We start from the raw sequence: 20,815 nt of genomic DNA, 5'->3' as shown, positions 1-20,815 counted from the left end.
TCTCTCACTGCATACGGCGCGCGTTTTTGGCGTTCAGGGCATCGATCCTGTCCTGCCAGAACGCGCTTGCGGTGCCGAAAACGTTGTAGCCGACATGGGTCGAGACCTTGATGCGGTCGAGGATCGACAGCTCGGTCACGGTCTCCAGCCGGTTGGTGCGCGGATCGAGCACGATCAGCTTCAAGGGGGTTTGTTCGAGGATGTAGCGCGACACCGCATGCGACCGGTCGCTGCCGTGCTCCTCGCACATGATGACGCTGTCGGTCTGAAGCAGGCGGGCGCCGCCCTTGATCGCCTCGATCTCGACGCCCTCGACGTCGAGCTTGATCAGGTATTTGCCAGTCGCTGCAACCTTGCCGTCGTCGATCAGGTCGTCGAGCGCAAGGACAGGCACTTCTTCACCGCCAGCCGACGCGGCGCCGGCGATGCTGAAGGCTTCGTGCTTGGTGCCGGAGAGACGCGCGGTGCCGCGGGCGGCGCCGATCGCGCACTTCATGGTCTCGAAGCGATTGCCGTTGATGCGGGCATTGTTGGCGAGCTTCGGATAGTTCTGGCCCGACGGCTCGATCGCGATCGCCTTGTGCGCGCCAAACGGCCTGCTCGATACCAGTACCGACCAGTAGCCGTAATTGGCGCCGCAATCGAGCAACGTGTAGTCGACGTCGATGGAGTCGGCGAACAACAGCTCCAGCTCGTCCTCGTAGCAATAGGAACGGTTGAGCAGCTTGCTCCAATAGCCATCGCCGTAAGGAAATTCGAACACCGCGTCCGGGTTGAGCTTGATGGCAATGTTGCGCTCGGGCAGCGTCTTCCGCAGCAAATTCGCGCAGGCGATGTAGCCCATATGCGAGAAATGCGAGGAGATCTTCGATCCCGTCACCAGCGCCAAGGCAGCCGTCCGCTCCCACAGGTTGGCCCCTTCAAGGGCCCCCGAGGCACGGTCAAACTGGATTGGCGCCTGCGCCATCACCGATCGACCTCTCCGAACACGATGTCGAGCGAGCCGAGAATGGCCGAGACGTCGGCGAGCAGATGGCCGCGGCAGATGTGGTCCATCGCCTGGAGATGGGCAAAGCCCGGCGCGCGGATCTTGCACTTGTAGGGCTTGTTGGTGCCGTCAGAGACGAGATAGACACCGAACTCGCCCTTGGGCGCCTCGACCGCGGCGTAGACTTCGCCTTCCGGCACATGAACGCCTTCGGTGTAGAGCTTGAAGTGGTGGATCAACGCTTCCATCGAGCGCTTCATCTCGCCACGACGGGGCGGTGCGACCTTGTTGTCCTCGACGACGACGGGGCCCTTGCCGTCAGGTGCGTTCAGCTTCTGGATACACTGCTTCATGATGCGCACGGCCTGACGCATCTCTTCCATGCGGATCAGGTAACGGTCGTAGCAATCGCCGTTCTTGCCGATCGGAATGTCGAAATCCATCTCGGCGTAGCACTCATAGGGCTGCGACTTGCGCAGGTCCCAGGCAGCGCCCGAGCCGCGCACCATCACGCCCGAAAAACCCCACTCCCAGGCTTCCTTCAGCGACACCACGCCGATGTCGACGTTGCGCTGCTTGAAGATGCGGTTGGCAGTGAGCAGGCGGTCGAGGTCGTCCACGACTTTCAGGAACGGATCGCACCAGGCCTCGATATCGTCGATCAGCTTCTGCGGCAGGTCCTGATGCACGCCGCCGACGCGGAAGTAGGCTGCATGCATACGGCTGCCCGAGGCGCGCTCGTAGAACACCATCAGCTTCTCGCGCTCTTCAAAACCCCACAGCGGCGGGGTCAGGGCGCCGACGTCCATCGCCTGCGTGGTGACGTTGAGAAGGTGCGAGAGAATGCGGCCGATCTCGCAATAGAGCACGCGGATCAGCTGGCCGCGGCGCGGCACCTCGATGCCGAGCAGCTTTTCGGCGGCTAAGCAGAAGGCGTGCTCCTGGTTCATCGGCGCGACGTAGTCGAGCCGGTCGAAATAAGGGATCGCCTGTAGATAGGTCTTCTGCTCGATCAGCTTCTCGGTGCCGCGGTGCAAGAGACCGATATGCGGGTCGACGCGCGCAACGACCTCACCATCCAATTCAAGCACAAGACGAAGAACGCCATGCGCCGCCGGATGCTGCGGTCCGAAGTTGATCGTAAAGTTGCGAAGGTTTTCAGGTTGCTCGTTCATGACGCGCTACTCACTGCTTCGCCTTCTCGTCGCCGGGAAGTGGATAGTCCGCCCCTTCCCACGGCGAGAGGAAATCGAACTTGCGGAATTCCTGGTTGAGCCGGACGGGCTCGTACACCACGCGCTTCTCCTGGTCGTCGTAGCGGACCTCGAGGAAGCCGGTCAGCGGAAAATCCTTGCGCAGCGGATGCCCCTCGAAGCCGTAATCGGTGAGGATGCGTCGCATGTCGGGATGACCGACGAAGAACACGCCATAGAGGTCGTAGGCCTCGCGCTCGAACCAGTCGGCGCCGGGGAACACCTCGATCAGCGACGGCACCTGCGTGGTCTCGTCGGCCTGGGCCTTGAGGCGGATGCGGGTGTTCAGGGTGGGTGACAGGAAATGATAGATCACGTCGAAACGCTTTTCGCGCGACGGATAGTCGGTCGCCGTGATGTCGGTGAAGTTGACGAAACGGCAGTTCGGATCGTCGCGGAGGTACTTGACCACCTCGACGATCTTGCTGACCTCGACATCAACCGTGAGCTGGTTGAAGGCCACCTGATAGCCGGTGGCGGCGCCCGGAAGCGCGCTCACGATCGTCTGCCCCAGGGCGTCGAGCTTGGCGTCGTCCATGACGTAAAACCTTAGCGTTCGATGGTGCCGATGCGGCGGATCTTCTTCTGCAGCAGCAGCACGCCGTAGAGCAGCGCTTCCGCCGTGGGCGGGCAGCCCGGCACGTAGATGTCGATCGGCACGATGCGGTCGCAGCCGCGCACGACCGAGTAGGAATAGTGATAATAGCCGCCGCCATTGGCGCAGGAGCCCATCGAGATGACGTAGCGCGGCTCGGGCATCTGGTCGTAGACCTTGCGCAGCGCCGGCGCCATCTTGTTGGTCAGCGTGCCCGCGACGATCATCACGTCGGACTGGCGCGGCGAGGCACGCGGCGCAAAGCCGAAGCGCTCGACGTCATAACGCGGCATCGACACCTGCATCATCTCGACAGCGCAGCAGGCGAGACCGAAGGTCATCCACATCAGCGAGCCGGTGCGCGCCCAGGTGATGAGATCGTCGGTCGCGGCCGTGAAGAAGCCCTTGTCGGACAGCTCGGAATTGACCTCGAGGAAGAACGGATCATTGGCCCCGACCGGCTTGCCGGTGGAGGGATCCAGAATGCCCTTGGGGGCCGGCGCGATGGCCGGTCCAGCGGACCGCACAGGGTTCAATCCCATTCGAGTGCCCCTTTCTTCCATTCATAGGCGAAGCCGACTGTCAGCACGGCGAGGAACACCAGCATGGACCAGAAGCCGGTCGCGCCAAGCTTGCCGAACGCCACCGCCCAGGGAAACAGGAACGCCACCTCGAGGTCGAAGATGATGAAGAGGATCGCGACCAGATAGAAGCGGACGTCGAACTTCATGCGGGCATCGTCGAAGGCGTTGAAACCGCACTCATACGCCGACAGCTTTTCCGGGTCCGGCTGCTGGAACGCCACGATGAAGGGCGCGATCAGAAGCACCAGGCCGATGATGGCCGCTACCCCTATAAAGACGACGAGTGGAAGATAGTTCTGTAGAATGCCGCTCATTGACGAGCCCTTTTTCCCGCAGCCTCGGGACAGCCACGGATTCGTCCGATTTGGAATTATTCTGAGCCTTAGCGCAGTGCACCAATGGGCGCAAGACACGCTCTTTTCAGGCCCTTTCCTGCTCCCGGACCGGTGGAAATCCCGGAATCACCCCGCGGCTGGTATGAAGCAGATCGCCGGACGCGACAAGGGCGGCCACAGCTTTGCAGGGCAGCTGTTCTGGGATTGCGGCGGACGGACCGCGCCCCGCTATTTGCCGCCGATCGTCCCAGAAAATGGCCCGATTTTTTGGCTGCGGCGACGCACCCAACGCAGCCAATGACCGCGATCGTGGCCCCGACTGTCACCCGAGCGACATACTGGACCACATTCCCCCGAGCAGCGCAGCCAACAGACCCGTGACGGTCGCGGCCGCGAGCACGCCTGGTACCGCAAAGAAGCATATCCAAAGGCCGCGCGGTCAGGCGAGCCATGCATCACGACGGGGCCGAGCCTCGTTTGGCGAATGCGTCATGTCCGGAGATGACCGAACGATCAGTGCGCATCCTTCTCGGCCTCGAGCATCGCCTCCGCGGTCGCGGTGAGACGATCGATCTGAGCGAGCAGCGTCTCGAGCTCGTCCTTGCTCAATTGCGCCAGCAGTATCCGGTTGCGCTCCTGCGCGCCTTCGACGATCACATCATGCGCGGCGAGGCCTGCCGGCGTCAGCGACACCAGCACCTCGCGGCTATCCCTGGGATTTGCCGACTTCTCGATCAGCTTGCGCGCGACCAGCTCAGCCAATGCACGGCTGATCTGGCCCTTGTCCTGGCCGACGGCTTCGGCGAGCCGCGCCACGCTCATCGGCGGCCGCCGGCCAAGCGAGGCGACCAGACCGAACTCGACCGACGACAACCCAGCGAGACGCTTGTAGCGCAGGATGGCACCGCGCTTGAGCAGATTGGCAAGCACGATCAGCCGCGACGACAGCATCTCGGTGATCGGGGCCGGCGAATGATTGTCGTCCGTATCGGACGATACACGCCCGTCCCTGCTCACAGTCTGGCTCATGGCTCACCTCTGCCAAGAAAGCCAGGACGTGCCAAGTGGTCGTAGAGCCTTGGTAGCGCAACCTCTCTAATCTGTTCCGAATGCGACCGGGAGGTCTCCGGGAAGATCGTTGACATTGTCATCTAATTATTTTCCACTGGGTCAACGCATTGAAAACGACCCGGCCTACCCAAGGGCAGCGGCGGGAGGAACCAGCATGACGACCACCCAGCGCGATCGCGATCTCGGCACGGCCTATGCGATGAAGCCGGCGCAGACGCGCACCGAGCTCACTTCGGTCGTACGCGGCACGCCGATGGGCGAACTGCTGCGCCGCTACTGGCATCCGATCGGGCTCACCGGCGATGCCACCGACACGCCGAAGAAAGTCCGCGCGCTCGGCGAAGATTTGATCCTGTTCCGCGACAAGCACGGCCGCGCCGGCCTGCTCCACGCGCGCTGCTGCCACCGCGGCACCACGCTCTATTACGGCAAGGTCGAGGAGGACGGCATCCGCTGTTGCTATCACGGCTGGAAGTTCGACACCGAGGGCCATTGCCTGGAGCAGCCGTGCGAGCCCGATGGCGGCCAGTTCAAGGACAAGGTACGCCAGCCCTGGTATCCGGTCGCGGAACGTTACGGGCTGATCTTCGCCTATATGGGCCCGGCCGAGAGACGTCCGGTCCTGCCGCGCTATGAGTGCCTCGAAAACATGGACGACGGCGAGTTCGTCGAGGCCGACGATTCATCGATCGGCGGCGGCGGACCGGCGATCATTCCCTGCAACTGGCTGCAGCATTTCGAGAACGTGGTCGATCCCTATCACGTGCCGGTGCTGCATGGCTCGTTCTCGGGGCCGCAATTCACCAACATGATGGCCGCGATGCCGGAGGTGACGTTCGACAAGACGCCGCGCGGCATCGCCGTTCGCTCGATCCGCAAGCAGGACGATGGCCGTGTGTTCTACCGCGTCACCGAAGCCGCCCTGCCCACGCTGCGCGTGGTGCCCAATCCGCGCGTGGCGCAATTCGCCCGTGTCGAGTCGATCGGCTGGACGCTGCCGATCGACGACACCTCCTTCCGCATCTATGTTGCCGGTCGCGTCAAGACATCAGGCGACATCGGCCGCATGCGCTCGAAGTTCAACGGCAAATTCTGGTGGGACATGACGGAGGAAGAGCACCGGCAATTCCCCGGCGACTACGAAGCCCAGGTCGGCCAGGGCGCGGTGACCGTTCATTCCGAGGAGCATTTCGGCCAGAGCGACCGCGGCATCCTGATGATCCGGCGCATGCTGGGCGAGCAGTTGGAAGCGATGAAAGCGGGCCGTGACCCGATCGGCGTGTCCTTCGATGCGAACATGCCGCCAATAGAGTTTGAAGCGGGGAATTACATCCGCGAAGGCTGACGCAGCCCATGATGGGCCGTGCGCTATTCCCTGCTCTCCGCAGCGGTCACGACCACGCTCGGCGCGCTTCTGTTCATCTGGGCGGCGCGGACCATCCGCGCCGACATCGTCAGGGCGAGCTGAGCTTCCCTCAAGCCGCCATGAAGGCGAGCATGTCCGCAATCACCCGCTCGCCATGCGTCAGTGGCAGCGGATGCGGGCCGCCTTCGTAGACAACGAGCCTGCTGCCCTTGATCAGCTTTGCGGTCTTGGCCCCTGTCAACGGCAGCGGCGCGCTGGCATCCTCGTCGCCGTGGAGGATCAGCGTCGGGCGATCGATGCTGGCGGCAGCCGCGCGCAGATCGGAGAAGGAGATGGTCTTGCGGCATGCCAGCGCCACCGGCAGCGGCACGCGCATCATCATGTCGCGGATCCAGCTCCGCGTGATCTCCGGTGTCTCGGGCAGGAAGAATGGCGCTTCGTTCGCTGCGATCCATTTGGCGAAATCGCGGGCGATGGCTGTGTGGCCGGCCTCGATCATCTCCCTCGGCACCGCATCCGGATTGTCCTCGGTCTGGACCAGGAACGGCGTCGTCGGCGCGACCAGCACCAGCCGAGCGATCCGGTCCGAGCCATATCGTCCGAGATAGTTCACTGCCTCGACCGTCCCCATCGAGAAGCCGACCAGCGTGACGTCGCGCAGATCGCGAGCCTCGATCACCGCGGCGACGTCGTCGGTCAGGGTCTCCAGGTCATAACCCGTGGACGGCATCTCGGACCGGCCATGCCCGCGCCGATCAGGCGCAACGCAACGAAAGCCCTTCGCAGTGAGAGCTTCGATGTGACTGCCCCAGATGCTGGCATCGAAAGTCCAGGCCGACAGCAGCAGCACCGGTTTTCCGTTGCCCCAGTCCTGCACGAACAGCTTGGTGCCGTCCCTGGCGGTCACATAGGGCGATCGCGCCGCCGGCTGGGCGGTTTCGAGGAGCGAGGCTTGGATGGCTGGACGGTTCATGGGGCTTCTCCCTTGCCGGATGGTTCGCGGCGATGGAAGCGATCATGACGAGGGGATTACGCCCGCGCGATTACGCGGCAGGTAGGACTGCCCAGGACGAAGCGGCGAAATGGGGAGAATGAAACCATTTTGCGGAACCGCGAAACGATCCGGAAACAGATGATCCTTAAGACGTCAGCCTGCAGACGGCGCCAAAGCCCGTCGGGAGGCTTCGATGAACCACTCAATTCACTCTGCAGATCGGGGTACCCACCTGAAGATCGTGGTGGTGGCGCTGGTGGCCGGCATCGCAGTCGCCGCCTTCGGGATCGCAGCCCGCACCAATGCCGAATTCAGCCAGACCGCCCAGTCCACCCATGTGATCAAGGCCGGCAAGCCGGTGGCGGTCACGAGTTCGGGGGCCGCCGAGATTCGCTGACACGCCCTATTCCGGGCTGACCAGAGGCCGCCGTCCAGCGGCCTTTTTCGTTTTCCCAGGCAATGCTTAGCCGAGATGCTCCGGCGCATCGCAACGTCCTTGACTTCACCAAGCCCCGCCTTTAAGTCCCCCCTCGTTCCGCGGACATCGCGTCACGCGGGAGTAGCTCAGTTGGTTAGAGCGCCGGCCTGTCACGCCGGAGGTCGCGGGTTCGAGCCCCGTCTCTCGCGCCATTTTTGGCAATCCCTTCATCGTCTTAGCTCGAAATTCTCGACGCCTTTCCCGGCTGCGCCGGCTGTTCTCGACACGCCGACGGAACCCTCGGCATAGTCAGCCCACGTCCGAATCGTCTACGCCTTCCAGGAACTTAGGGGATCCCCGCGCTTTTCCGGTTTTTCCGGGGCTTCCCTGGCAATCGAGGAGGCCAGACAGCATGGCGAAGAAGGCAGCCAGTCCCGTCACCATCACCCTCAAACACCTTGCAGCCGATATCGCGGAACGCCAGGACGTCTCCAAGAAGCATGCCGAGGCCGTCCTGACCGACATGGTCAACCTCATCACCAAGCACCTGAAGAAGGGTGACCGCGTCCGCATTGTCGGGCTCGGCATCCTCCAGGTCCGCAAGCGCGCCGCCCGCACCGGCCGGAATCCGGCCACGGGCGAAGCCATCCACATCAAGGCCAGCAAGAAGGTTGCGTTCCGCCCGGTCAAGGAGCTGAAAGAGGCGATCTGAGCGCTTACGCCTCGTTAAGGCTGATCCGGCGTCTCGCGCGCCGCAACGCCGCCGCTTTCTGGTATATCGATGCTTCCCAGCATCTGCTCCCCCACAGCCGCGGCGGTTTGACCAGAAATGTCCCTGACCTTTTCGCACACCGTGACCGAGCGCTTCCTGCGCTACGTCACCATCGACACCCAGTCGGATCCGAATTCCCCGGCCTCGCCATCGACCGAGAAGCAAAAGGATCTCGGCCGCGTTCTCGTGACAGAGCTGAAGGCCATGGGCATCGCCGACGCCCATCTCGACGATTACGGCTATGTCTACGCAACAATCCCGGCCAATACGACCAAGAAAGTGCCGGTGATCTGTTTCTGCTCACACATGGACACCTCGCCCGACGTGACCGGCAAGAACGTGAAGCCGCAGGTCGTGAAGAACTATCGCGGCGGCGACATCACGCTGCCGGGCGATACCAGCCAGGTGATCCGCTTCACCGAGCATCCCGCGCTGAAGCACCAGATCGGCAACGACATCATCACCACCGACGGCACCACGCTTCTGGGCGCCGACAACAAGGCCGGCGTCGCCGAGATCATGGATGCCGCGCATTTCTTCCTCAACAACCCTGACGTGAAGCACGGCGCCATCAGAATCCTGTTCACGCCGGATGAAGAGATCGGCCGCGGCGTCGACAATGTCGACATCAACAAGCTTGGCGCCGACTTCGGCTACACCATGGACGGCGAAAGCGCGGGCAGCGTCGAGGACGAGACGTTCTCTGCCGACGGCGCCACCATCACCATCACGGGCGTCAGCGCCCATCCTGGTTATGCCAAGGGCAAGATGGAGCACGCGATCAAGATCGCGGCGGCCATCATCGAGCGCCTGCCCAAAGAAGGCTGCTCTCCCGAGACCACCTCAGGCAAGCAGGGTTTCCTGCATCCGGTCGGCATCGAAGGAGCGCTGGAACAGGCGACCCTCTCCTTCATCGTCCGCGACTTCACCGAGGAAGGGCTGAAGGAAAAGGAGGCCCTGCTCGAGGCCATCGTCAAGGAGGTGATGAAGGACTACCCGCGCTCGACCTACAAGTTCGAGGTGCGCGAGCAGTACCGCAATATGAAGCAGGTGATCGATCGTTACCCGCACATCCTCGAATATGCCATCGAGGCGATCCGCCGGGCCGGCCTGCGTCCGATGCGGACCGCGATCCGCGGCGGCACCGACGGCTCGCGCCTCTCCTTCATGGGCCTGCCCTGTCCCAATATCTTCGCGGGCGAGCACGCCTTCCACTCGCGGCTGGAATGGGTGAGCCGGCAGGATATGGAGAAGGCGGTGCAGACCATCGTGCATCTGGCGATGATCTGGGAGGAGAAGGCTTAAGCCTTCTCCTTACGGCATCGTCATGGCGCGCCGGCCGCGATGGAAGCGGTTGGAGCTTGCCATCCAGCTCGGCAGCGGCTCGCCATCGCGGTGCCGCCCACCGGCGACGGCCGCAGCCCAGGCCACGGCGGCGCCGATCAGGGCCGCAGCTGCGACCGAGAAAGCGACGATCACCGAATTGCGCCTGGCACGGTTGATCGCCGCATGGGCCTCGACGATCGATGCATCGACGCGCCGCTCGGCGTCCGGCGCACCCAATCCCGTCAGCGCGGCGACTTGCTGCACCAGATAAGCACGGTCGTCGACGCTGATGCCGCTGTGGCTCGATGTCGTCATCAGAATGCGCCCGGCTTCGGCACGGGCCTCCCGCATGTCAGTGTTAGGCGGTCGGCGTGGGGCGCGGAACAGCTTGTCGAGCTCGTAGCTGAGCAACGGCTCGGCGGAGCTCGCGTTGCCGGCGCCGCTGCGCATCGGCGAACGGTCGAGCGCAGCCGCACCGATAATTGCCAGCAGCGCCGCACCGATCAGCACGGCCAACGCCCATGACGTCAGCCCATGCAGCCCGTCGCGCCGTTCGCCGTCATCCTCGATGGTTGCCAGCGCCGGCGCCGGCCGAGCCGTGCGGCCGGCGATGTAGCCGCCGAAGCCAAAACTGATGATCGCCTGGATGATCAGATACAGTCCTGATAACAGCGCCAGCGCGGCCGAGGCATCGCGCCAGGTCGGCGAGGCCGAGCTGACACCGAGGCCCATGGCCACGCCGAAGCTGACCAGAATGAACGACATTGCGCCTGCCGCAACAGCGCCGGCGATGACGGAGCTCCACTGGATGCTCCGCCCCTCCTCGGCGGGGATAAAGCCGCCTTCCATGACGTTGTCCTGCACGAGAGTTTCGATCGCCATAGCGCGTCTCTCAGCGCAGGCCGAAGAACGACAAGATCGCCATGATCACGACGATCAGGCCAATCAGATAGATCAGTCCGTCCATAGTCCCATCCTCCTCAAACTCCTCAAACGCTCCGGAGCGCTAATGAGGGGGAGCGGAGAACGTTCCTAAATTTTGCAGGCTGACGGAACGAATTGACGAGACCTGAATTCTCTCTGCAAGTCCCAACGGATGAAGATTGTGAGCAAAAGAGGCCTCAGCCGGTCAGCCCCGGGCTGGGGCCTTTTTGTTTTGGCGCGTGCGACATCAAGTTCCGAAGATCGGGTCCCCGATAGCGCCAACGAGCTGGCGCTGCCGGCGCTCAACCTGTTGTTCCGGCGTGACGGCACGAACGAAACGCCTACAATGGCGGCTGATTTGGCTGATGCGGGGGAGCGCAGGTTTGGGTAGCCACGACCATCATGGTCATCACCATCATGACCACGGCCACGCGCATGATCATGGCCATGACCATTCCCACGGTCATGGTCAGGCCCATGTCCATGCGCCCGCCAATTTCGGCAAGGCGTTCGCGATCGGCATCGCGCTCAACACCGCGCTGGTCGTGGCGGAGGCGGTCTATGGCTATATCGGCAATTCCACCGCCCTGCTCGCCGATGCCGGCCACAATCTGTCCGACGTGCTCGGCCTGGTCATTGCCTGGGGCGCCTCGGTCGCGGCGAAGCGCGCGCCGAGCGGCCGCTTCACCTACGGCTTCCGCGCCTCCACGATTCTGGCGGCGCTGGCCAACGCGGTGTTCCTTCTGGTCGCCACCGGCGCGATTGGCTGGGAGGCGATCCTGCGACTGCGCGAGCCGGAGCCCATCGCAGGCGTCACCGTGATGGTGGTCGCCGGCATCGGCATCCTCATCAACGGCTTTACCGCCATGCTGTTTGCGAGCGGCCGCAAGGACGACATCAACATCGAGGGCGCCTATCTGCACATGGCGGCCGACGCCGCGGTCTCGCTCGGCGTCGTGGTCTCGGCCGCATTGATCATCTGGACCGGTTGGCTCTGGCTTGACCCCGTCACCAGCCTCGCGATCTGCGCCAGCATCCTATGGGGCACGACGAGCCTGCTGCGCGGCTCCATCGACATGTCAATGGCGGCCGCGCCCAGAGGCACCGACCTCGTTGCGATCAAGACATTCTTGCTGGCACGACCGGGCGTTTCGGCGATCCACGATCTCCATGTCTGGCCGATCTCCACCACCGAGACCGCGCTGACATGTCATCTCGTGATGCCATCAGGCACCGCCGATGCGTTCCTGATGGAGACCGCGCACCAGCTCAAGACGACCTTCCGCATCGGTCACACCACCCTTCAAGTCGAGACCCATCCGGACAATGGCTGCGCGCTGGCCCCGGATGATGTGGTGTGAGGGAAGCTCCATCAACACCGTCAGAGCGGCGACTTACGTCACCTTTGCCGTCACGATCCAGATCGCGCCCGGAAGCGCGACGCTCTGTCCTTTCACGAACGGCGCCAGCGTCTCGCGGATCGAGGCCTTGGCCGCCGCGACCGTCTCGGGCGGATGGCCCTGCAGCGCGCGGCTTGCGGGACCGATCTGCAGCGAGCCGTCGACGGCCGCATCGAGCCCGCCGCCGATGGCGATGTCCATCGGCAGATTATGCGGCTCCATCGCCACGTCCGCGAAACCGGCGCCCTTGAGGATGCGCATCACGCGCTCCTCGGAAGCAAACGCGAACGGACCCGGCTCCTCCGGCCCGACCGGCGGCATCTTCGGCACGTGCTTGTAGACCGCCATCAGCGGCGCCATCATCCACGGATTTTCCTTCGGCTCGCGCCAGCAGACGAACGCAAGGCGTCCCGTCGGCTTGAGCGCCCGGCGAAGATTGGTGAAGGACGCAATCGGATCGGCAAAGAACATCACGCCGAAGCGCGAGGCGAGCAGGTCAAAGCTCGCAGGCTCGAACGGATACACCGTCGCATCCGCCAGCACGAAATCGAGCGGCAGGCCCTTCGGCGCGAACGCCCGCGCTTGCGACAGCATCGGATCGGACACGTCGAGGCCAAGGGCGAAGCCGTCAGGTGCGACCGCTTTCGCGAATGCAAAGGTCGTTGCCCCCGAGCCGCAGCCAACGTCGAGAACGCGCTCGCCCGGCCTGGGCTTGGCGCGGTCGATCAGGACATCCGCGATAGGTCCGAGGATTTTCTCCTGTGCCGCGTGACGATCGGCCCAGCGTTGCCCGCCGGGACCGTTCCAGTAAGCGATCTGGTCGGCGTTTTGTTCGTGTCCGCTCGGTTGCTGCATTGGGGCCTCTGCCGTTTTCCAGGCGGGGTCATACCACGACGGCCGCCGTTCAGGGGGCAAAGGGGCCCGGTTTATGACAAGGCCACCTCTTGCTCCGAGACCCGGTGGAGCGCTAAAGAGGCGCCGTGGGGCGGTTAGCTCAGCTGGTTAGAGCATCTCGTTTACACCGAGAGGGTCCGCGGTTCGAATCCGTGACCGCCCACCAGCCTTCGCTCGCTTCGCGAGCTTCGGCTAGGCAGGCCAGCCAGGAACTTCATTGACGCGAAGCGAGTGAAGGCTGCCGCGCCGAAGCCGTTGGACGAAGGCGGGCTTTGGGCCGCAGGCTACGCTACGGCTCGGCAAGCCAGCCCCTCAATCCCCAGGCCGGCCCGGCAGCAGCGGCACCGCGTCGATCCACACCGCAGCCGACCGGCACCAGATCTGCCTGACTGGGCGCAATTTGTCGCGCTGGCGGATCGAGCCCCAGCGGATGCCCCAATCGTCGGCCTCCTCGCCCTCGCCGCTGGTGAACAGCGGGGAACCGCAGTCGGCGCAGAAGTGCTGGAAGCGCATCCGTCCATTGTCACCGCGCTTGCCGTAGACCTTGGGAATGCCGCTGGTGAGCTTGACATCGGCCGCGGTGCAGACGGCTGTCACCCGGAACGGCGAGCCCGTGAGGGTCTGGCAGTCGGTGCAGTGGCAGACTGACACCGCCTCGGGATCGATCTCGGCCTCATAGCTGATCTTGCCGCAGTGGCACTGCCCGTCGACCTGCATCACCATCCCCTTCCCCGAAAATAAAAACGGCGCCCGAAGGCGCCGTTTTATCATGTTTTTGAAGTTGCGATCTCAGTGAGCGGTCAGGCCGCCGGCGGCCTCATCCCCGTCGGGCTTCACGGTCACCTTGGTATCCTCTTCCCAGACGATCGGCACAGGCTTCTTCACCAGCGCCTTGGCGATGACGTCGTCGAGGCGCGAGACCGGGATGATCTCCATGCCGCCCTTGATCGCATCGGAAATCTCCGTGAGATCCTTGGCGTTATCCTCGGGGATCAGCACCGTCTTGATGCCGCCGCGGGCCGCAGCCAGCAGCTTCTCCTTCAGGCCGCCGATCGGCAACACGCGACCGCGCAGCGTGATCTCGCCGGTCATCGCGACATCGTGGCGGACCGGGATGCCGGTCATGACCGAGATGATCGCGGTGGCCATGGCCACGCCCGCCGATGGACCGTCCTTCGGCGTCGCACCCTCGGGCACGTGCACGTGGATGTCGCGCCGGTCGAACAGCGGCGGCTCGACGCCGTAGTTGATCGCCCGCGAGCGGACATAGGATGCCGCCGCCGAGATCGATTCCTTCATGACGTCGCGCAAGTTGCCGGTGACCGTCATCTTGCCCTTGCCGGGCATCATGACGCCTTCGATGGTCAACAGCTCGCCGCCGACATCGGTCCACGCCAGGCCCGTCACGATACCGACCTGCGCCTCGCTCTCGATCTCGCCGAAGCGGTACTTCGGCACGCCGAGGAACTCTTCCAAGGTCTTCTCGGTGACCTTGACCGACTTCTTCTTGGAGATCATCAGCTCCTTCACCGCCTTGCGGGCGAGCGTGGAGAGCTCACGCTCCAGATTGCGCACGCCCGCTTCGCGGGTGTAGCGACGGATCAGAAGCAGCAACGCGTCGTCGTCGATCGAGAATTCCTTGGAGTCCAGGCCGTGCTTGGACACCGCGTTCGGGATCAGGTGCTTGCGCGCGATCTCGACCTTCTCGTTCTCGGTGTAGCCCGCGATCCGGATGATCTCCATGCGGTCCATCAGGGGCCCGGGAATATTGAGCGTATTCGCGGTCGTGATGAACATGACGTTCGACAGATCGTAGTCGACCTCCAGATAGTGGTCGGCAAACGTCCCGTTCTGCTCGGGGTCGAGCACCTCGAGCAAGGCCGAGGACGGATCGCCGCGGAAGTCGGCGCCCATCTTGTCGATCTCGTCCAGCAGGAACAGCGGATTGGACGACTTCGCCTTCCGCATCGACTGGATGATCTTGCCGGGCATCGAGCCGATATAGGTGCGGCGGTGACCGCGGATCTCGGCCTCGTCGCGCACGCCGCCGAGCGACACGCGCACGAACTCGCGCCCCGTCGCCTTCGCGATCGACTTGCCGAGCGAGGTCTTGCCGACGCCGGGAGGTCCGACGAGGCACAGGATCGGCCCGGTCAGCTTGTTGGCGCGCGACTGCACCGCGAGATACTCGACGATACGTTCCTTGACCTTCTCGAGACCGTAGTGATCGGAGTCCAGGATGGCCTGCGCCTGCTCCAGGTCCTTCTTCACCTTGGACTTCTTGTTCCACGGGATCGACAGCAGCCAATCCAGATAGTTGCGCACGACGGTCGCTTCCGCGGACATCGGCGACATCTGGCGCAGCTTCTTCAATTCATGCTGCGCCTTGTCGCGCGCTTCCTTGGAGAGCTTGGTCTTGGCGATCTTCTCTTCGAGATCGGCGAGCTCGTCGCGGCCGTCGTCGTCGCCGAGCTCCTTCTGGATCGCCTTCATCTGCTCGTTGAGATAATACTCGCGCTGGGTCTTCTCCATCTGGCGCTTGACGCGTGAGCGGATGCGCTTCTCGACCTGCAGCACAGAGATCTCGCTCTCCATCAGGCCCAGCACCTTCTCCAGGCGCGTGGTGACGGACAGCGTCTCCAGGATGCCCTGCCGATCCGCGATCTTGACCGCAAGATGCGAGGCAACGGTGTCGGCGAGCTTGGCGAAATCGGTGATCGCCTGCACGACGCCGACGACCTCCGCCGAGATCTTCTTGTTGAGCTTCACATAGCTCTCGAAGTCGGACACGACGGAGCGCGCCAGCGCTTCCGCCTCGACCGACTTCGCATCGGTGTCGGCGAGCGCAACGGCGGTGGCCTCATAATAGTCCGCGCGATCGGTGTATTTTGACACGCGTGCGCGCTCGAGCCCCTCGACCAGCACCTTCACGGTGCCATCAGGGAGCTTCAAGAGCTGCAGCACGCTGGCAAGCGTACCGGTCTCGTAAATGGCATCGGGCGCCGGATCATCGTCGGACGCGTTCTTCTGCGTCGCGAGCATGATCAGCGCGTCGTTCTTCATCACCTCTTCGAGCGCGCGGATCGACTTCTCGCGACCAACGAAGAGCGGAACGATCATGTGCGGGAAGACGACGATATCGCGCAGCGGCAACACGGGATAAGCGTGCGTCTCGCCATGGACGATGGTTGGCCGGGGTTTTGGATTAGTCATGGCCTTTTCCTTTTGCTTTGCCCCCTCGCACGCAGCCCGCATCTGGTGCGCAACCGCCACAAGGTGCCGAGATGATCCACGAACCCGGTCTACCCTTCTTAGGTTGGACCGGGCTTGCCGGATCGAAACTGAGGCGAATCTTGAACAGAATTCTCGCTCGCCGCGGACATTAGGTGGCTATCGACCGGGGGGGTGTCAAGTCATTGAAAAACACGCGCCATCAGGCGCTTACGCAACCTGCAAGCGACGCAATTCCGGCTGCGGAGGAGATGTCCGCAGCCGCTACTATCAAAGACGGCAGGAAGCGTTCCAGCGCCGGGAAATCAGGCGCTGGCGTTCTCGACCGCGCGATCGGTCCGATCGGCGTAGATGTAGAGCGGACGCGCCGTGCCTTCCACAACTTCGCGGGAAATCACGACTTCTTCCACACCTTCCAGGCCCGGCAGGTCGAACATGGTCTCGAGCAGGATCGCTTCGAGGATCGAACGCAGACCACGCGCGCCGGTCTTGCGCTCGATCGCCTTGCGGGCGACCGCGCCAAGCGCCTCGTCGGCGAAGGTCAGCTCGATGTTCTCCATCTCGAACAGCCGCTGGTACTGTTTCACCAGCGCGTTCTTCGGCTCGGTGAGGATCTTCTTCAGCGAGGTCTCGTCCAGATCCTCGAGCGTCGCCACGACGGGCAGACGACCGACGAATTCGGGGATGAGGCCGTACTTCAAGAGATCCTCAGGCTCGACGTGACGGAAGATCTCGCCGGTCCGGCGGTCTTCCGGCGCCATCACCTGCGCTGCGAAACCGATCGAGGTGGACCGGCCACGCGCCGAGATGATCTTCTCGAGGCCGGCGAACGCACCGCCGCAGATGAACAGGATGTTGGTGGTATCCACCTGCAGGAATTCCTGCTGGGGATGCTTGCGGCCGCCCTGCGGCGGGACCGAGGCCACCGTGCCTTCCATGATCTTCAGCAGCGCCTGCTGCACGCCCTCACCCGACACGTCGCGCGTGATCGAGGGATTGTCGGACTTGCGACTGATCTTGTCGATTTCGTCGATGTAGACGATGCCGCGCTGAGCGCGCTCGACATTGTAGTCGGCAGCCTGGAGCAGCTTCAGGATGATGTTCTCGACGTCCTCACCGACATAGCCGGCTTCGGTCAGCGTGGTCGCATCCGCCATGGTGAACGGCACGTCCAGGATGCGGGCGAGCGTCTGGGCGAGCAGCGTCTTGCCCGAGCCGGTCGGACCGATCAGCAGGATGTTCGACTTCGCGAGTTCGACGTCGTTGTGCTTGGTCTGGTGATTGAGGCGCTTGTAGTGGTTGTGCACCGCGACCGACAGGACCTTCTTCGCATGGCTCTGCCCGATGACGTAGTCATCCAGCACCTTGCAGATTTCCTTCGGCGTCGGAATGCCGTCGCGCGACTTGACCAGCGAAGACTTGTTCTCTTCGCGGATGATGTCCATGCAGAGCTCGACGCACTCGTCGCAGATGAAGACCGTGGGACCCGCGATCAGTTTGCGGACTTCGTGCTGGCTCTTGCCGCAGAACGAGCAATATAGCGTGTTCTTGGAGTCGCTCGTGCCGACCTTACTCATTCATGTCTCCGTCCGCGGTTCGATCCCGTCCGCTCGATCGTCCCATCCCGAAACGTTGGCGGGTAAGGGATTCAAATAGAGCAAATTCCGTACCAAAAAAGACCCTACGCGTTACATCCAGTGCGAATCAGGGTCACTCGATTCTCCGCGATCATAGCCGATCAATCGTAGCCAACCATGCTGTCACCCGACTATCAAGAATTCGCTAATCGGGGGGCGCCGGCTACCCGTTACAATACCGTGATTTCAGGTCTTGGCACGGGCGAAGTGACCGAAATCACCCCGACGTTGCTGGATTACCACGAAAAAACGAGCACGAAAGCGGAACTTTCTGCTTGTCGCAGCGCGCAAAACGGCTTTTTGCGCCCTCGCGAACGCGTTCCCGACATAAACGCGGCGCTGACGATCCCCACCGATTGCGGCGATCGCCGTTCGCAGTCCCGGTCCTGCTACGGGGTCTTCGCAGGCGCGGCCTCTTCGGCGCGCTTGTCGATGACCTTGTCGACCAGACCGAACTCCTTGGCGTCGTTCGCGGTCAGGAACTTGTCGCGTTCCAGCGCATCCTCGATCGACTTGTAGGTCTGGCCCGTGTGCTTCACGTAGATCTCGTTGAGCCGCTTCTTCAGGTTCAGGATTTCCTGCGCGTGCAGCATGATGTCGGTAGCCTGGCCCTGGAAGCCGCCGGAAGGCTGGTGAACCATGATGCGCGCGTTCGGCAGCGAGAAGCGCATATCCTTTTCGCCGGCGGCGAGCAGCAGGGAACCCATCGAAGCCGCCTGGCCGGTGCACAGCGTCGAGACCGGCGGGCGGATGAACTGCATGGTGTCGTAGATCGCAAGGCCCGATGTCACCACGCCGCCCGGCGAGTTGATGTACATCGAGATTTCCTTCTTCGGATTTTCCGCCTCAAGGAACAACAGCTGCGCGACGATCAACGTCGACATGCCGTCCTCGACCGGTCCGGTCACAAAGATGATGCGCTCTTTCAACAGACGCGAGAAAATGTCGTAGGCGCGCTCGCCACGGTTGGTCTGCTCGACCACCATGGGCACGAGGTTCATGTAGGTTTCAACCGGATCGCGCATGAGTCACCTAGGGTTTTAGAGACGGACATCGCCAGTCCTGGCTGCAATCTTGGCTGCCGGTCGGACTGGATGTGCCTGAAGGCCGATGGACGTCCCGTGATGCAGGAAGTTGGTAGAGGTAGAACGCGTAGGTACCGACAGATATAGCGCAATTCGCGCCAGACAAGTGCGGAGCGAATTAAGGCTTAATCCACCGAGCCCTTTGCGGCACTTGAAGCTGATTCTCGCAAAAAGGCCCAGCCGGCCATCTGGCTAGCTGGGCCCGTTCGCTGATCATCCTTAATAGAAGACTGTGTCAAGGCCTTCAGGCTGCAGTCTTTTCCTCTTCGTCCTTGTACAGGTCCTCGCGCGAGACCTTCTTCTCGGTCACGTTGGCAAGCTCGAGGATGAAGTCGACGACCTTGTCCTCATAGATCGGCGCACGAAGCTGGGCCAAGGCCTGGGCATTGTTGCGATAGAAGTCCCAGACTTCCTTCTCGCGGCCCGGCATCTGGCGCGCACGCTCGATCACCGCGCGGCCGACTTCGTCGTCGGTGACGGTAATCTTGTTCTTCTCGCCGATCTCCGAGAGCACGAGGCCGAGACGGACACGGCGGTCGGCGATCTTGCGGTACTCTTCCTTGGCCGCCTCTTCAGTGGTGTTCTCGTCGGCGAAAGTCTTGCCGGCGGAATCCATCTCGGCCTTGACCGAGTTCCACATCAGGTTGAACTCCTCCTCGACGAGCGAGGACGGCGCCTCGAAGCGATGCGCCTCATCGAGACGATCGAGCAGCGCACGCTTGACGCGCTGGCGCGTCGCACCGGCGAACTCGGCAGCCAGGCGCTCGCGCGCGGCTTCCTTCAGCTTGTCCAGCGATTCCAGGCCGAGCGTCTTGGCGAACTCGTCGTCGATGGTGATGTCCTGCGGCGCTTCGATCAGCGTCGCGGTGGTCTCGAACTCGGCCGGCTGGCCGGCGAGCTTCTCGCTCATGTAATTCTTGGGGAACGAGACCTTCAGCGTGCGCGTCTCATTCACGCCAATGCCGATCAGCTGCTCCTCGAAGCCCGGAATGAAGCTGTTGGAGCCGATCACGACCTGGATGCCCTCACCGGTGCCGCCCTCGAAGGCTTCGCCGTTGATGGTGCCTTTGAAGTTGATGGTGACGCGGTCGCCGGAAGCGGCCTTCTCGCCCTCGGCCTTGGCGGCATAGGTGCGGTTGCTGTCAGCGATGCGCTTGATCGCCTCGTCGACGTCCGAATCGGACACGTCGGCGACGGGCTTCTCGACCTCGAAGCTCTTGAAGTCGGCGAGCGCGATGGCGGGCACCACTTCGATCGCAACCGTGTAGGTCAGATCGGTCTTGCCGTTCAGCAGCTCCTCGACCTCGGCCTTCTCCGTCGGCATCGTGATCTTCGGCTCGGTCGCGAGCTTGAAGCCGCGCTCGGAGAACAGCTGGGTGTTGGTGTCGCGGATGGTCTGGTCGATGGTCTCGGCCATCACCGAGCGGCCATAGACCTTCTTGAGGTGAGTGACCGGCACCTTGCCGGGACGGAAGCCGTTGAGGCGTACCTTGTCCTTGAGGTCGACGAGTTTGGCGCCAGCCTTGGCGTCGAGATCAGACGCGGGAACGCTGATCTTGAACTCGTGCTTCAAACCTTCCGAGAGGGTTTCTGTGACCTGCATGGCGTCCAATCTTCTTCTCGTTCGGCCCCGGCACGCTAACCGCGTCGGGACGCTGTCATTAATCGATCCAGCGCGAGGCAAACGCCTCAACGCCGGTGGTTCATCGAGCCCGGCCCAGACGGAAAAACTTCCGAACGGGAGCCAAGGCCCCTCAGTAATCCGTGCAAACGCGATAAGCGCTTGGTGCGGGCGGAGGGACTCGAACCCCCACAACTTTCGTCACTGGAACCTAAATCCAGCGCGTCTACCAGTTCCGCCACGCCCGCGTGAATTTGCATCAACACCGGCCGCGATGCCGCGGGCGGCCGGGCTTATAGCATGTGCCCGACTGTTCGCAGC

Annotated in this window: 20 protein-coding genes and 3 tRNA genes; 8 read left to right on the top strand and 15 right to left on the bottom strand. The window is 63.1% G+C overall.

Annotated features, from left to right (window positions below):
- Positions 1–4: 4 nt before the first annotated feature.
- Genes ACNJX9_RS19870 through ACNJX9_RS19850 form a run of 5 tightly spaced genes read right to left on the bottom strand, consistent with a single transcriptional unit; the run spans position 5 to position 3,734 of the window.
- A complete protein-coding gene (locus ACNJX9_RS19870; protein ID WP_439409958.1) occupies positions 5–967 on the bottom strand; it encodes an FkbM family methyltransferase in 963 nt (320 codons plus the stop codon).
- A complete protein-coding gene (locus ACNJX9_RS19865; RefSeq protein WP_057756216.1) occupies positions 967–2,163 on the bottom strand; it encodes an NADH-quinone oxidoreductase subunit D in 1,197 nt (398 codons plus the stop codon). Before ACNJX9_RS19865 ends, ACNJX9_RS19870 begins: the two co-directional genes overlap by 1 nt.
- A 10-nt stretch (positions 2,164–2,173) precedes the next feature.
- Positions 2,174–2,779, bottom strand: a complete 606-nt coding sequence (locus tag ACNJX9_RS19860; protein WP_439409957.1) for an NADH-quinone oxidoreductase subunit C — start codon at positions 2,777–2,779, stop codon at positions 2,174–2,176.
- Between the two features lie 11 nt (positions 2,780–2,790).
- Complete coding sequence (locus tag ACNJX9_RS19855; protein WP_057756221.1) at positions 2,791–3,378, bottom strand: NuoB/complex I 20 kDa subunit family protein; 588 nt, start codon at positions 3,376–3,378, stop codon at positions 2,791–2,793.
- Positions 3,369–3,734 (bottom strand): NADH-quinone oxidoreductase subunit A, encoded by a 366-nt coding sequence (locus ACNJX9_RS19850; RefSeq protein ID WP_092290902.1) that lies wholly within the window; start codon positions 3,732–3,734, stop codon positions 3,369–3,371. The genes ACNJX9_RS19855 and ACNJX9_RS19850 overlap by 10 nt, the downstream gene beginning before the upstream one ends.
- 163 nt (positions 3,735–3,897) lie before the next feature.
- Between ACNJX9_RS19850 and ACNJX9_RS19845 the strand changes: the two genes are divergently transcribed.
- A complete protein-coding gene (locus ACNJX9_RS19845; protein WP_157083743.1) occupies positions 3,898–4,056 on the top strand; it encodes a hypothetical protein in 159 nt (52 codons plus the stop codon).
- A gap of 212 nt (positions 4,057–4,268) precedes the next feature.
- Here the strand turns inward: ACNJX9_RS19845 and ACNJX9_RS19840 are convergent, their stop codons facing one another.
- A complete protein-coding gene (locus ACNJX9_RS19840) occupies positions 4,269–4,784 on the bottom strand; it encodes a MarR family winged helix-turn-helix transcriptional regulator (RefSeq protein ID WP_439409956.1) in 516 nt (171 codons plus the stop codon).
- Between the two features lie 196 nt (positions 4,785–4,980).
- Between ACNJX9_RS19840 and ACNJX9_RS19835 the strand changes: the two genes are divergently transcribed.
- Positions 4,981–6,171 carry a Rieske 2Fe-2S domain-containing protein gene (locus ACNJX9_RS19835; RefSeq protein WP_439409955.1) on the top strand — a complete coding sequence of 397 codons (1,191 nt, stop codon included), beginning with the start codon at positions 4,981–4,983 and terminating at the stop codon, positions 6,169–6,171.
- Positions 6,172–6,301: 130 nt separating this feature from the next.
- On the opposite strand, the gene ACNJX9_RS19830 is transcribed toward ACNJX9_RS19835, so the two are convergent.
- Positions 6,302–7,165: an alpha/beta fold hydrolase gene (locus tag ACNJX9_RS19830; RefSeq protein WP_439409954.1), complete on the bottom strand. Its 864-nt coding sequence runs from the start codon at positions 7,163–7,165 to the stop codon at positions 6,302–6,304.
- Between the two features lie 214 nt (positions 7,166–7,379).
- On the opposite strand from ACNJX9_RS19830, the gene ACNJX9_RS19825 reads away from it, so the two are divergent.
- The 4 genes from ACNJX9_RS19825 to pepT all read left to right on the top strand — a co-directional run bounded on the left by ACNJX9_RS19825 (position 7,380) and on the right by pepT (position 9,681).
- Entirely contained in the window at positions 7,380–7,583 is a 204-nt protein-coding gene (locus tag ACNJX9_RS19825; RefSeq protein WP_057756230.1) for a hypothetical protein, read from the top strand.
- A 156-nt stretch (positions 7,584–7,739) separates the two neighbouring features.
- A tRNA-Asp gene (locus ACNJX9_RS19820) sits at positions 7,740–7,816 on the top strand.
- Between the two features lie 200 nt (positions 7,817–8,016).
- Positions 8,017–8,316, top strand: a complete 300-nt coding sequence (locus ACNJX9_RS19815) for an HU family DNA-binding protein (protein WP_057756233.1) — start codon at positions 8,017–8,019, stop codon at positions 8,314–8,316.
- Positions 8,317–8,433: 117 nt separating this feature from the next.
- Positions 8,434–9,681, top strand: coding sequence for a peptidase T (gene pepT, locus ACNJX9_RS19810; protein WP_439409953.1), 1,248 nt, complete (start codon positions 8,434–8,436; stop codon positions 9,679–9,681).
- A gap of 9 nt (positions 9,682–9,690) precedes the next feature.
- Here the strand turns inward: pepT and ACNJX9_RS19805 are convergent, their stop codons facing one another.
- A complete protein-coding gene (locus ACNJX9_RS19805) occupies positions 9,691–10,584 on the bottom strand; it encodes a hypothetical protein (protein WP_439409952.1) in 894 nt (297 codons plus the stop codon).
- 425 nt (positions 10,585–11,009) lie between these two features.
- Between ACNJX9_RS19805 and ACNJX9_RS19800 the strand changes: the two genes are divergently transcribed.
- Entirely contained in the window at positions 11,010–11,987 is a 978-nt protein-coding gene (locus ACNJX9_RS19800; RefSeq protein WP_439409951.1) for a cation diffusion facilitator family transporter, read from the top strand.
- Between the two features lie 33 nt (positions 11,988–12,020).
- Here the strand turns inward: ACNJX9_RS19800 and ACNJX9_RS19795 are convergent, their stop codons facing one another.
- Positions 12,021–12,881: a methyltransferase domain-containing protein gene (locus tag ACNJX9_RS19795; RefSeq protein WP_439409950.1), complete on the bottom strand. Its 861-nt coding sequence runs from the start codon at positions 12,879–12,881 to the stop codon at positions 12,021–12,023.
- Positions 12,882–13,009: 128 nt separating this feature from the next.
- On the opposite strand from ACNJX9_RS19795, the gene ACNJX9_RS19790 reads away from it, so the two are divergent.
- Positions 13,010–13,086 (top strand) — tRNA-Val (locus ACNJX9_RS19790).
- Positions 13,087–13,232: 146 nt separating this feature from the next.
- Here ACNJX9_RS19790 and ACNJX9_RS19785 read toward each other — a convergent pair.
- The 6 genes from ACNJX9_RS19785 to ACNJX9_RS19760 all read right to left on the bottom strand — a co-directional run bounded on the left by ACNJX9_RS19785 (position 13,233) and on the right by ACNJX9_RS19760 (position 20,742).
- The gene (locus tag ACNJX9_RS19785; RefSeq protein ID WP_057756757.1) at positions 13,233–13,637 is read right to left on the bottom strand and encodes a GFA family protein; all 405 of its coding nucleotides are present in this window, start codon (positions 13,635–13,637) and stop codon (positions 13,233–13,235) included.
- Positions 13,638–13,709: 72 nt separating this feature from the next.
- Entirely contained in the window at positions 13,710–16,133 is a 2,424-nt protein-coding gene (gene lon, locus ACNJX9_RS19780; protein ID WP_057756759.1) for an endopeptidase La, read from the bottom strand.
- Between the two features lie 323 nt (positions 16,134–16,456).
- Entirely contained in the window at positions 16,457–17,728 is a 1,272-nt protein-coding gene (clpX, locus tag ACNJX9_RS19775) for an ATP-dependent Clp protease ATP-binding subunit ClpX (RefSeq protein WP_018642420.1), read from the bottom strand.
- A gap of 449 nt (positions 17,729–18,177) precedes the next feature.
- Complete coding sequence (locus tag ACNJX9_RS19770; protein WP_057756249.1) at positions 18,178–18,813, bottom strand: ATP-dependent Clp protease proteolytic subunit; 636 nt, start codon at positions 18,811–18,813, stop codon at positions 18,178–18,180.
- Positions 18,814–19,117: 304 nt separating this feature from the next.
- Positions 19,118–20,476: a trigger factor gene (tig, locus tag ACNJX9_RS19765; RefSeq protein ID WP_439409949.1), complete on the bottom strand. Its 1,359-nt coding sequence runs from the start codon at positions 20,474–20,476 to the stop codon at positions 19,118–19,120.
- 181 nt (positions 20,477–20,657) lie between these two features.
- Positions 20,658–20,742, bottom strand: a tRNA-Leu gene (locus ACNJX9_RS19760).
- Between the last annotated feature and the right edge of the window lie 73 nt (positions 20,743–20,815).

It is taken from the genome of Bradyrhizobium sp. BLXBL-03 (genome assembly GCF_051853015.1).
Taxonomy (GTDB): Bacteria; Pseudomonadota; Alphaproteobacteria; order Rhizobiales; family Xanthobacteraceae; genus Bradyrhizobium; species Bradyrhizobium manausense.
This window is presented reverse-complemented; position numbering and strand designations above follow the sequence as displayed.